This window comes from Xanthomonas sp. NCPPB 901, assembly GCF_056725085.1.
Map to the genome: position 1 here is coordinate 3,204,613 of NZ_CM161511.1, position 12,575 is coordinate 3,217,187.

5 protein-coding genes are annotated in these 12,575 nt (G+C 66.0%); 1 reads left to right on the plus strand and 4 read right to left on the minus strand.

Features of this window, described 5'->3' with window-relative positions:
- Positions 1 to 45: 45 nt before the first annotated feature.
- Positions 46 to 396 carry a hypothetical protein gene (locus AC1PME_RS13450; protein ID WP_307551289.1) on the minus strand — a complete coding sequence of 117 codons (351 nt, stop codon included), beginning with the start codon at positions 394 to 396 and terminating at the stop codon, positions 46 to 48.
- 59 nt (positions 397 to 455) lie between these two features.
- Positions 456 to 4,631 (minus strand): RHS repeat domain-containing protein, encoded by a 4,176-nt coding sequence (locus AC1PME_RS13455; protein WP_481096129.1) that lies wholly within the window; start codon positions 4,629 to 4,631, stop codon positions 456 to 458.
- Positions 4,632 to 5,021: 390 nt separating this feature from the next.
- Here AC1PME_RS13455 and AC1PME_RS13460 point away from each other — a divergent pair, with 390 nt between their 5' ends.
- The gene (locus AC1PME_RS13460) at positions 5,022 to 6,044 is read left to right on the plus strand and encodes an Ldh family oxidoreductase (protein WP_481096130.1); all 1,023 of its coding nucleotides are present in this window, start codon (positions 5,022 to 5,024) and stop codon (positions 6,042 to 6,044) included.
- A gap of 341 nt (positions 6,045 to 6,385) precedes the next feature.
- On the opposite strand, the gene AC1PME_RS13465 is transcribed toward AC1PME_RS13460, so the two are convergent.
- Complete coding sequence (locus AC1PME_RS13465) at positions 6,386 to 9,262, minus strand: TonB-dependent receptor (protein WP_481096131.1); 2,877 nt, start codon at positions 9,260 to 9,262, stop codon at positions 6,386 to 6,388.
- Positions 9,263 to 9,766: 504 nt separating this feature from the next.
- On the minus strand, positions 9,767 to 12,181 hold the full coding sequence (locus tag AC1PME_RS13470) for a beta-L-arabinofuranosidase domain-containing protein (protein WP_481096132.1): 2,415 nt from the start codon (positions 12,179 to 12,181) through the stop codon (positions 9,767 to 9,769).
- Positions 12,182 to 12,575 lie beyond the last annotated feature (394 nt).

Consider the following 12,575-nt stretch of genomic DNA (forward strand, 5'->3'; position numbering starts at 1 on the left):
CGACCGGCAACGCATCTCCTAGCCATGCATGGATCATGCATCCCATCACTTCGCGATCGAGACCGCTTTCAGCTTCATCGATCCGCCCGAGCAGCCCTCCACAAGAAACTCCGCAGTCTTTCCGCTCTGCAGCAGCATCATCAGGAGCGCGACCATCTCCTTCTGCATGGGGGTGTTCGTCTCGAGGATGAAGCGATTGCCATCTCCACAGTTGGCTCCGGCGGGCAGTTGGCCGTCGGTGTTGACGTATAGCCCTTCTCCCGACCACCCGGTGAACAGCCGGGTCACCACATGGTTCTTCGCTTCGTACGATTCGGCGTGGCTATTGCCGCTCGATAGCGCCATGACGGAAAAAGCAATGATCTTGACGACGACAGACATGATCGAACGCGACATGTAATTCTCCAATGTTTGGAATAGGCTCGCCCCCGATTCCCCTGGAGCGAGCCAGGGGATCAGTTCAGCAGCAGCTGATACAGCAAGGGCACGATGTCCACCGCCGGTCGCTGGTCGTGCGTCACGTTCGAGGCGGCGGTGCAGTTGCCATCGGCGGTACAAGCCGTCACGCGGTATGAATAGGTGCCTGCCGGCCTGGCCAACGAGGTCCAATTGCCCTGGCTGCCGTCGTACACCGCGGTCCAGGTGACGCCATCCACGCTCTCTTCGACCACGTAGCGGGTCGCGCCGGAGACCGGATTCCAATTGACGTAGTCCTTGACCGAAGCGAGCTGGCCCAGCGGCCAATCGGCTTCGGCGACCAAGCTGCCACCCAGCAGGATGTAGTCGGTGGACTTGGACTGGCGCTGATTCTTCTGGAAGCGCAACGCCCCGGACTGGTCATACAGCGAGCCGATGTTGCCGGCGCTCTGCAGCGCCAACGTGCGGCGGCCGTTGCCGTCGTAGCGATAGGTCTCCTTGCCTGTCGCCTGGCGCAAGCGGTTGCCGTAGTCGAACACGAAGGCCTGGCCGTTCTTGTTGCTGAGGTTGCCCTGCGGGTCGTAGCTCATGCCGATGACCGTGCTGCCACCGCAACTGCCAGTCTTGACGTTGGTGAGCTGCCAGTTGGCGTCGTAGCAGTAATAGTGATCGCGGCCCGGCGCGACGACGTGGGTCAGGTTGTCGAGGACGTCGTAGCTGTAGCTCGCGGGCGTGGGACCAAACATGTCCGACTTGGTGGAAATCAAGCGATCCAAACCATCGTAGGTCATGTCGCGATTGCCGCGGCCACCGCGACCCGTGGCGCCGTCACTGATCGCGGCGACATTACCGTTAGCATCGTAGTCATACCCGTCGCTGAGGAACGCGGTGTCGCCGTAGGCGTCGCGACTGGTACCCGGCAACTGACGCGCGTTCTGCGTCATGGTGTGGACGATGCCGTTGCCGTAGCTGAACTGCTTGATCGCGCCGTTCGGGTAGTAGCTCACGCCGGTGGCATAGCTGCCCGCCTGGGTGGGCTGCCCCAGGGCATTGGGCGCGTAGTCCACCGTTTGCCCGGACGGATAACGATGCGCGGCAAGGTGGCCGTTGGCATCGTAGGCGTAGCCCAGCGCCCAGGTCTCGCCATCGGCCTGGCCCTGGCTTTCAGCAATGAGCAGACGCCGCTTGTTGTAGGCGTAGCTGTTGTAGGTGGCGACGCCGTTGTTGGTGGTGGTGATCTGCTTGACCGCCCCATCCGGCCAGTAGCTCCAGGCCTGGTTGCCGTTGCCGTCCGGGAAGCTCAGCGCCTTGATGCGGTTGCGCACGTCGTAGCTGCGGTCGACCCGGCGCCCGGAGGCGAAGGCGGAATCCGCGTCGCACGACGAGGTGCTGGGTAGCGACAGGCCTGTGGCGCTCCACACCAGATTACCGGCGGCATCGTAGCCGTTGGCGGCAGCGCCAGTTTCCGGTTCCACCGTCTTGCATAGCTGCTGATAGCTGTCGTAGACATAGCTGCGGGTCACCGAGATCGTGCCATTGGCGTCACGGCGGCGGATGGAGAGCGGCTTGCCGAAAATGTCGCGGTTGATGTCGGTGTAGGCACCTTCTGGATGCTGGATCCAGACCGGCGTCGTGTAATCAGGCTGATCAAAGACTTGGTAGCCGGTCAGGGTCTTGTTGCCGCGTGGATCTGTAACGCGGGTTTGATTGCCTGCCAAGTACTCTGTCAAGGTAGTCAGCACCTCACTCGGTTCGCTGTCTTGTGAGACCGATGTCTTGCGCCCAAGTGCGTCGTATCTGGTCCAGGTCCCAGTACTCAGTGCATCGCTGCTCCCAGGGTACGAGGCAAATGTGGCGCGGCCGTCTTGATCGTAGGTAAACCTCTGGAAGCGCTGGGTCGCGGCTTCGTTGCCGGCGTCGAACTCGCGCGTCAGCATCGGCTGCCACAATGCGTCGAAGTAAGTGACCTTGCGCCCGTTGCCGGTGGCGACGGTCTGCCGCCAATGCCCGGCGGCCAGTCCGTACTCGCTGGCGTTGACCTGCTCGAACGCCTGCGTGGTAGAAACCCAGGCCACGGTGTCGTTGGCCGGATAGGCGATGCTCGTCAGCCGGCCCATCGCGTCATAGCCATAGTGGGTGGTATAGCCGTTCTCGTCGGTGGTCGCGGTGATCCAGCCGCTGTCGTTGACCATTGCCGCGTCGGTGGTGCCATCCGGATAAAGGATCGATTGCGGAACGCCGCGCTTCCAACTGGACACGGTGGTCGTGTTGTTGTTGCCATCCTTGACGGTGGCCAACGTGCCATCGCCGTTGTAGCCAAGGGTCAGGCGCAACTTGCCGAACGACCAGCGCTGCGTAGGCATCGCATTGCCGTCGAAGCTGGTCTGCGACTCCACCAATCCGGTATCGGTGTTGGTACTTTTCGTGCGCTGGCCCAGGATCCACTTACCCAGATCGTCGTAATACTCGGTGGTATCCGTGCGCGAATACCATGGACTGGTACGCGTCACATTGAGCGTTCGGGCGAATGCGTCAAAGCCGTTGGCGGTCCAGGTATAGCTGGCGCCGTCCTGCTGCACGGTCTTGCCGCGCAGTGGACGCAGTACATTGGTCAGCGGATTGGGAATCCCCAGCAGTGACTGACCCATTTCCGCCGGGAAGGGCTGTGCGGCCACGTCGCTGTCGGCGAAGTAGGTGTTGCTGGTCTTGGAGACCGTATTGCCGTTCGCATCCAAGGCTGCCGTGCTCAGCAAACGACCATCGTTGAGCCCGTACATGAAACCGAATTCGTAGGCGGTTGCCGTGCCGTCAGGATTGGTGACCTTGACGGTCTTGCTCGGAATGCAGGTCGGGCACGGATCGGTAGCTTTACCGGATGTGTAGAACTTGGTTGCCGGGGCATCGGCCAAATAGCTCCAGACGCGTTGCGGCAGGCCGGGACCGGTAATGGTCTTCGACTGCAGCACATAGTTGTCGAAATACCCAGGCACGTAGGGCGTCGGCGCCTGCCCGGAGTAGTCGCAGGGGTGGATCGGGGTGTGGTTGCGATACTGGCGTTGGTACTCGAACGCGAAGACCCCGCTGGCGCCCGAGGGATGGGTGATCTGCAGCGAGACGGCGCCATTCATCGCGTCCGGTTCGGAAACGCAATTGCTGGCGCCGCCGCCGGCAGGCGGCTCGCGCGTCGGCATCATGTTGCCGCTGGCGATCGTGTAGGTCCACTGCGCACCGTCGGGCTGGGTGACGGTCTTCAGACGATAGGCACCCTGTGGCCATGGATAGGCGGTGCTGAACTCGTAGCCATAGCTCCAGGTCTGGCCGTTGGCCTGGACAGTACTGATCAGATCGCCGTCATAGTTCAGGGTGATCACTCGCCCGTCGCTGGATTGGATCGAGGACAGCTTGTCACCCGTGTAGCTGTAGGTCACCCAGTTGCCAAAACGGTCCTCGACGCGGCTCGCCATCAAGGCGATACGCGTTCGCGCAACCGAGGCGACCTTTCCATGTATGGTCAATTTATAAGGCTTGATGTTGATGACGACGGCATAGTCGAAGTAGTACTTCACCCCCGATGGCGAAATGGCGAGAAAGCCTTCGCCTGCATAGTTGCTGACGCTGGCCAGACAGCCCAGGCGCCAGCCGTCCTTGGTGATCCACGGGCGGGAGACGCCATCGGTCGGACGCGGCGTCTTGGTCTGGTTGTCGACCAGCAGTTCCTGTTCGCCGGCGCCCGGCACATGCAGGTAGTAGCCATGCCAAACATCGTCGGCCGTGCCAGGATAGGTGGTGCCATCGACCGTCATGGCAGCATCGGGGCGCGCCGGTACCGAACAGCGCGCCGCGGGCGAATCGCTGGTCGTCATCCAGCCCTTTTCTGCCAGGAACTCGCCGTAGACACGCGGCACATCGATTTCCCAGTCGCCGAACCCCTTCGCCACGTACTCCTGGCGTCGGTTCATCACCTTGAACTCGCGCGCCACCGTCACCGGCAATGCGTTGTTGCCCGGGACGTCCACATCCGTGGCACGGAAACCCACGCTGAGATCGTAGAGGCTGATGTTCTCGCCGAAGATGTCGCCTTTCAGCGGACCGACGACCTGCGCGGCCTTGATCTTCTTCTCGTATTCCTCGTAGGGCGCTACTTCGTCCGCCGCATGCGCACGCGCGCCCACGCAAACCAGCAGCATGCCGATCGCCAGCCTCACCTTGAACATCGCTTGCCTCTTCCCTTTCAGCCCGATGGGAACCGAATCCTCTGGACGAACGCGATACTCCTAGCCGGAAGTATCGCGGTGACGAAATCGCAAAAAACACCATGCCCCATCGCGCCGGGGCACGAGGCAATCGATTGAACGAAATCCCCTACGGGCCAGGTCCTGGCCTCGCCGAATTATCGGACCGGCTCAGGGATGGCTGTCAAGAAAATTTTGAACATCCGATGGGCGAATCGTCTTCCGCAAGGTCGGCACCGCCCGCATGGCCGCGATCAAATGCACCCCACTAGGGCCAAGCCAATCCGCACCCGTTCGAACTGACGCCCTGAGGCTTCTCACTCAGCCCAGCGCAGGCGAGAATCCAGCACTCCCCCACTTCCCTTTTTTTCGATGGCTCCCAGCGACACCATCACCCTGTCCCTTGACCAGGCCACCGCCCTGGTCGAGCGCATCCTGACCCACGCCGGCTTCGGCGCCGCGCACGTGCACGCCCTCACCCACACCATCGTCGCCGGCGAGCGCGACGGCTGCGCCTCACACGGGCTGTACCGGACGCTCGGCTGCGTGGCGACGCTGCGCAACGGCAAGGTGGTGGGCGATGCCGAGCCTGTCGTGCACGACCATGCGCCCGGCATCGTCCGGGTCGATGCGTGTGGCGGGTTTTCGCTGCTGGCGTTCGAGCGCGGGCTGCCGCTGTTGATCGAGAAGACCCATGCCAATGGCTTGGCAGCACTGGCAATCAACCACTGCGTGCATTTCTCCGCGCTGTGGCCGGAAATCGAACGCATCACCGATGCAGGATTGGTCGCGCTGATCTGCAATCCCAGCCATGCCTGGGTCACGCCGGCCGGTGGCCGCACGCCGCTGCTGGGCACCAATCCGCTGGCGTTCGGCTGGCCGCGCGTGGATGCGCCGCCGTTCGTGTTCGATTTCGCCACCAGCGCGGTGGCGCGCGGCGAGATCGAGCTGCGCCGCCGCGCCGGCCAGCCGATTCCCGAAGGCTGGGGCGTGGACGCGGCGGGCGCGCCAACCACCGATCCGGCCGCGGTCGCCGACGGCGGCGCGATGCTGACCTTCGGTGGGCACAAGGGCTCGGCGCTGTCGGCGATGATCGAGCTGATCGCCGGCCCCTTGATCGGCGATCTCACCAGCGCCGAATCGTTGGCGCACGACGCCGGCGCTGGCGCTGCGCCCTACCACGGCGAACTGATCCTGGCGCTGGATCCGGGGCGCTTCCTCGGCGCCGACCGGGCCACGCACCTGGCCCGCGCGGAAGCCTTCTTCGCCGCCTACGAGGCCACCGGGGCGCGCTTGCCGTCGCAACGCCGCTATCAGGCGCGGGCACGCAGCCGCAGCGAAGGCGTGCGGATTCCGCAGGCCCTGCACCAGGATCTGCTGGCGCTGCTCGATTGAGGGGGATCTCCAACAACGCGCTTTGCCACGGCTCGGCGGGATACATGGTTGTCGTGTAGGAGCGGCTTCAGCCGCGACTAGGCATGCCGGTAACGCCCGTCGCGGCTGAAGCCGCTCCTACACGCGTGGGCTTCCGTCATTAGACGCTTTCTTGAAGCTGCGCGACGCGATCGAGTAATGCGCCATGCCGGATGTTAGACCGCGCAGGCATGGCGCCCGCGCGATCCGCACGCCGTGCCGGCCATCACCGCCGACGCGCAATCGCGCCACTCGGGCGTCCCGCGGCGGGCTCCCCCCGCCACGGCACCGGCACTCCGCTCACCGCGCCAACAGGCTCCGCCTCAGAACTTCACCGTCGCCCGCGCCCAGTAGTAGCGGCCGAGCAGATCGTAGGTGGCCACGTCGGTGTTGGCGTTGGTGACGTTGTTGGCGTAGTACAGCGGCGGCTGCCGGTCGGCCAGGTTGTCCACGCCTACTTCGAAGCGCGTGTTCCACGGCTTGACCTGATAGCCCACCTGCACGCTGTGGTAGACGTAGGCGCCGATGTCGCGGACCACGGCGGGCTGGTCGGCGTCGGCCGACAGGCTCTGCCGCGTATCGGCGCTGCCGATCTCGGTACGGCCGATGTAACGGACGCGCCACGACGCGCTCCAGTCGCCCAGGTTCCAGTTCAGCGTGCCCAGCGCGCGCCAGCGCGGGAAGTTGCCGTAGGCGTAGGTGTACTTGCCGGCATTGTGGATGGTGACCGTGCTGGGGTCGGTGGTGTCGGGGTTGATGTCGTAGCGGATCACATAGGTGCCGTTGAGGCCGGCGCTGAAGCTACCCCAGGCGGTGTCCGGCAGCCGGTAGGTGAGGCTGAAGTCGGCGCCGCTGGCCCACAGCTTGCCCAGGTTCACGGTGGGCTCGGCGATGTAATTGATGGTGCCGTTGTCGTTGCGGTGGATCAGCGCGCAGAACGCGCTGGCGTCGTTGGCGTAGCACTGGTTGAGCACGGTCTGCGCCGAGACCTGGGTGATGGTGTCCTTGAGGTTGATCCTCCACAGGTCCGCGCTCATCGACAGGCCCTCGACCCAACCCGGGTCGTAGACCACGCCGAAGTCGTAGGACATGCCGGTCTCCGGCTTGAGCTGGTAGCCGGCCACCGCCGCGCCGGAGGCCTTGGCGCCGACCTGGTTGTCGGCCTGCTGGTAGCTGCCGTCGGTGGGCACGTTGGTGCAGGCCGCGGCATGGCCGCCGGTATAGCCGTTGCACGGGTCGGTGACCGACGGCGAGTCGCCGGCCACGCCGGCATACAGCTCGCTGATGTTGGGCGCGCGGAACACCTGCGAGGCGGTGCCGCGCAGCAGCAGGTTCTCGATCGGGCGGTACTCCAGCGAAACCTTGCTGTTGGTCTTGCTGCCGACGGTGTCGTAGTCGGAGAAGCGGCTGCCGACGGTCAGGTTGAGCGAATGCACGCCTGGCAGGCCGGCCAGCAGCGGGAACAGCGCTTCGGCATAGGCTTCCTTGACGCTGAAGCTGCCACCGAGCACGGAGGCGCAGAACTCGAGCACCCCGCACATGCCGTTCTCGTCGCCGGTCCACAGCGGATCGGCGGCGGTGCTGGTGCTTTCCTTGCGATAGGACACGCCGGCGGCCAGGCTCACCGTGCCGGCCGGCAGCGCGAACAGCTCGCCGTTGGCATTGGCCTCGAACTGCTTGACCGTGTAGACGTTGGTGACGATCGGATTGACCACCAACGCTTCCAGCGCGGCCTTGTTGCTGGCGGCGTTGAGGTTGAACACGTCGATCGGGGTGCAGCCGGCGATCACCGCGCCGGCGCTGCCGCACTTGACCGTGCCGTCGGCGGCGAGGAACGACGGCCCCACCGCGGCATTGAAGCCGGCATAGTCGAGGAAGCCCTGGTTGATCGACTTCTGCTTGACCTTGCCGTAGTTGAGGCTGGCATCCCACTGCCAGGAACTGTCGCCGAAGCTGCCGCGCAGGCCGGGATTGATCTGGAAATTGTAGGTGTTGTACTGGTATTGCCGATTGCCCAGCACGGTCGCGCGCGTATTGAAGTTGTTGTACGAGGTGCCGGTGCTGCGATCGGTACCGAAGTTGACGCCGAACGGGTTGTAGTGGCTGGCCGAGGAGACCAGGAAGTTGTCGCCGTTGGCGAAGATCGGGATCGGCGCGATGATCGAGGACGAGGTGGTCTTGCTGAAGTAGCTGTTGACGTAGCCTTCCAGGTGATCGTTGAAACGATAGCTGCCGAGCACGAAGGCGTTGGTGCGCTCCTGCGGGGTCTGCAGCAGGTTGTACGGCTGGTAGTTGTAGGAATCGGTCGAGGCGACGTAGCAGTGGTACTGGCTGGCGTTGGTCGGGCTGCTGCTGCCGCCATTGAAGGTGACCCGCGAACAGCCGTTGCTCGCCGCCAGCGCCTTGGCCGCGGCCGAGCCGTCGTTGAAACTGATGCTGCCGGTCGGCGTGGCCGAGGAGCCCTGCTTCACCCCGACGCCGTCGATCAGCGACAGCGCATCCTTGGAGTAGGCCCGCGCGCCGGCCGAGACCGGATCGATGTCGTGGTAGGACAGGCCGGCGACGATGCTGCCGCGCTCGCCGGTCTTGCCGGCGGTCAGCGAGAAATTGCGGCGGTTGCCGTCGCTGCGCGAGCTGGTGCCGAAATCGGCGCTGGCCTCGATGCCGTCGAAGCCCTTGCGCAGGATGAAGTTGACCACGCCGCCGATGGCGTCCGAACCGTACACCGCCGAGGCGCCGTCGCTGAGCACCTCCACCCGCTCGATCATGGTCGCCGGGATCGCGTTGACATCGTTGCTGGCCAGGCGCGTGCCGTTGACCAGGACCAGGGTGCGCTTCTCGCCGAGGCCGCGCAGCGAGATCACCGAGGCGCCGGTGCCGCCGCCGTTGTTGGTGTTGGGGTTGGTGGCGTTGCCGGCGATCGATGGCAACTCCTGCACCAGATCGCCGAGCGTGGCCTTGCCGGTGGCCTCGATCTGCGCGCGGCTGATGGTCACGACCGGGTTGGCGGTCTCGGTGTCGACGCGGCGCAGGCGCGAACCGGTGACCACGACGCTGTCCAGGGTCTGGGTGGCGCTGTCGGCACTGGCCTCCTGCGCCTGTGCCGCTCCCGCGCTGCCCAGCGCCAAGGCGGTGGCGACCGCCAGCGCCAGCGGCGTCGCGGCATGGCGGAAACGAGGGCGTGACGGCGAAGACGACATGAGCGGACTCCTGGAGGGTGGGAAGACGGGACAGTGGACAAACGCAGGCCGAACGACGCCGTGCCGGCGCCATGCCGACGGACGGACCTGCTGACGGTGGCGCCTGCGCGGCGCCTGCGGTGGCGTGCCTGCGCCGGACCATGACGGCCTGGCGCACCGCGGGGAAGCCGATGTCCTGCGCGCACGGCTGGTGCGCGGCTCCCCCGCTACTGCGATGACGTCCGATGACGACGGCGGCGCTCCGGTGGCGCGCGCCGGCGCCACGGCCGGTACGACGATGCGATCAGATTTTCATCACACGGTCACACTGTGACGTGGATACGCGACCACGTCTTGTCGCGATTCGCGGTTTCGCGTGCGGAATCATGCATGGTCGTGCGCGGCTCGGCGCCGGCACGCGGCAACCATGCCGCGGCATGGCGCCGTGTCGCGCAGACACGACCACGACAAGCACACGCTGCCATCGGCCGCGCGCGGCGATGCCGACGGTGCGCGCACGCCGCGTCACGCCGGGATCAGCCAGCCGCCGAACAGCGGGCCGGCGGTGTCGCCGTGCTGCGGTTCGATGCGCAAGGTCAGCGTCTGCGCATCGCGGGTCAGCGCCGGCGGCAGCGGATAGTCGCGGTCGACGAAATCGATCACCTGGCCGCGTTCCACCGCCACCTCCACCGCCAATTGCCCGTTGACCAGGATGTTGAAGCGCCCCTTGTCGCTGCCCCAGAAGCGCAGGCGCAAGGCCAGCGGCTGCGCGCTGCCGCGCATGCGGAACTCGACGAAGCCCTTGCCGCGCACGTCGCGGCACTGCTGGCGGCGGTAGGCGCCGCCGAAGGAGGTGTCGCTACGCAACTGGTGGGCCTGCTCGGATGCGTCGTCGCCGAACTGGATCATGTCCACCGCCTTGGCGCGCAAGCTGTCCTGCTCGGCCTGACGGCGCGCCCGCCGCTGCGCTTCCTGTTCCCATTGGGCAGGGCCCAGGCGCTTGAAGTACAGCGCACTGCGGCGTTCGTACTGGGCGTAGAACGGCACGAAGGTCAGGCCCGGCGGCTGCGTGGTGCTGGCCAGGAAATGGCCCGGCTGCGGCAGCTCGGCAAAGCCACGCAGCGGATCGGCGGCGGCCACCAGCGCCGGGTCGGGCGCGTCGTAGGGCGTACTCACCGGCCCCAGGTCGGCGGCCAGCGCCAGCGGCCCGCGCATCACCACCACCGTGTCCGCATCGCCGGCGGCATGCTCCAGCCGCAGCGGCGTGGCCAGCTCCAGGTCGACCACGTCGCCATCGCGCCAGTCGCGTTCCAGCGCCAGGTAGCCGTCGGCCAGCGCCGCACGTGCGGATTTGCCGTTCACGCGTAACGTGTAGCGCCCCTGGCTCCAGGCCGGCACCCGCAACAGCAGCCGGCGCGGCGTACGCGCGCCGGCACGCAGCACCTGCAGGCGCACCTTGCCGTTGTCGGGCACGCCGCTGTCCAGTTCCAGCGCCAGGTCGCGCTCGGGCCAGTCCAGGCGCGAAGGGATATAGAGATTCACGTACAGCGACGTGGCGTCCTGCCAGTAGATCGCATCGCCGAACTGCGCATGCGCTTCCATGCCGCTGCCGACGCAGCACCAGAACGAATCGAACTTGTCGGAGAAGCCGCGTTCGCCGCCGCTGATCATCGGCGTCATGTAGGTGAACATGCCGGTGGCCGGATGCTGCGCGGCCATGGTGTGGTTGTGCAGGGTCCGCTCGTAGTAATCGAAGTAGCGCGCCTGCGGCGTCCACTGGTACAGGTGTCGGGTCAGCTTGAGCATGTTGTAGCTGTTGCAATGCTCGCAGGTCTGCTCGGTCAGAAACGCGGCGATGGTGTCCGGCTCCTGAAAGTACTCGCGGTCGGCATTGCCGCCGATCACGTAGCTGTAGTGCGCGGTCACCGTCTCCCAGAAGAAGCGCGCCGCCGCGGCCGCGTCGGCATCGCCGGCGACCTCGAACTGGCGGGCCTCGCCGATGAACTTGGGCACCTGGGTGTTGGCGTGGATGTGCGGCAAGGCATCGCGCCCGGCCGCGGCCGGGTCGATTACTTTCTCGTGGCGCAGGCGCTTGCCGATGGCGATCCAGCGCGCATCGCCGGTGCGCGCGCCCAGCTCGATGTAGGACTCGTTGAGACCGCCGAACTCGGTGTCGAGCAGGGTCTGCATCTGCGCGTGGTCGAGCGCGTCGAACACGCCGGCGGTGTACGTGGCCAGCGGCAACAGCACCGCCAGCGCCTGGGTGCTGCCGGCCAACGCATGCGCGTCGAGCAGGCCGGCGAACAGCTTGTGCTGGGTGTACAGCGGCGACCAACTGCCATTGAGGTTGAACTTGCTGCCCTTGATGATGCCGCGGCGCACGTCCTCCAGCACCGCCTTGCCGCCCTCGATCTCGCCCTTGTCGTTCTTGCGGGTGAAGCCGCCGACGTAGCCGTCCGGATCCTGCGCCTGCGCGCGCGCCAGTTCGGCGACGATGTAGTCGATGCGCTCGCGCAGCACGGGGTCGCGGGTCTGCGCGTGCATCTTCGCCAGTGCGCTGAGGTAATGGCCCAGCGTGTGGCCGGCGATGGTGTCGCCCTCCCAGCCACCATATACCGCGCCCTTCGGCGGCAGGCCGGCGTACTGCAGGAAGTTGTGCAGCAGGCGGTCCGGCTCCAGTTCCAGCAGATAGCGGCGGTTGGTCTGCAGCGAATCCAGGAACAGCGACGGCTTCAGCGTGACCTGCTGCAACGGCAGCGCCTGCACCCGCCCGGGCGTGGACGCGGCGGCGTCCAGCGGAAACCGCAGCATCCCGGCCGCCACCGCCAGCGCGCTCCATTGCAGGAAGCGACGCCGCGACGGATCCAGCGCAACGCCGGCCGCGCCGTCGACGGCATGCGCACACGCAGCGCCGTGCCGATGCGTGCCCTGCCCGCTCATCGCCGGCCTCCCGCGTGCGACGCGGCCTGCGGGAAAGAAACGCATCGAGGCATGAGCTGCTCCTGTATGGGGTGGCGGGACACCGACGCTGCAGGGCACCTGACCGGCGGATCCGTTGTCACTGTGTCATCCGGGTGACAACGCGTCTTGTCCCCCCTGCTGCGTGCAGATGCGGATTTTTGCCGAATCGCCGCGCCGACCCGCCACCGGCGATGGGACGTCGCGACACAGCGCGCAGCAGGCGACCAGCCCATGCGCCCATTGCAAACGAACGTGCCAGCACGCCGCGCCCTTCCACAGGTCAGCATCCCTACGCGACAGGTTGCGTCACGCCAGCATCGGGAAACTGCGGCGGTGCCGCAACCGCGACACCGCCGGCATTGCAGTCCTCAGT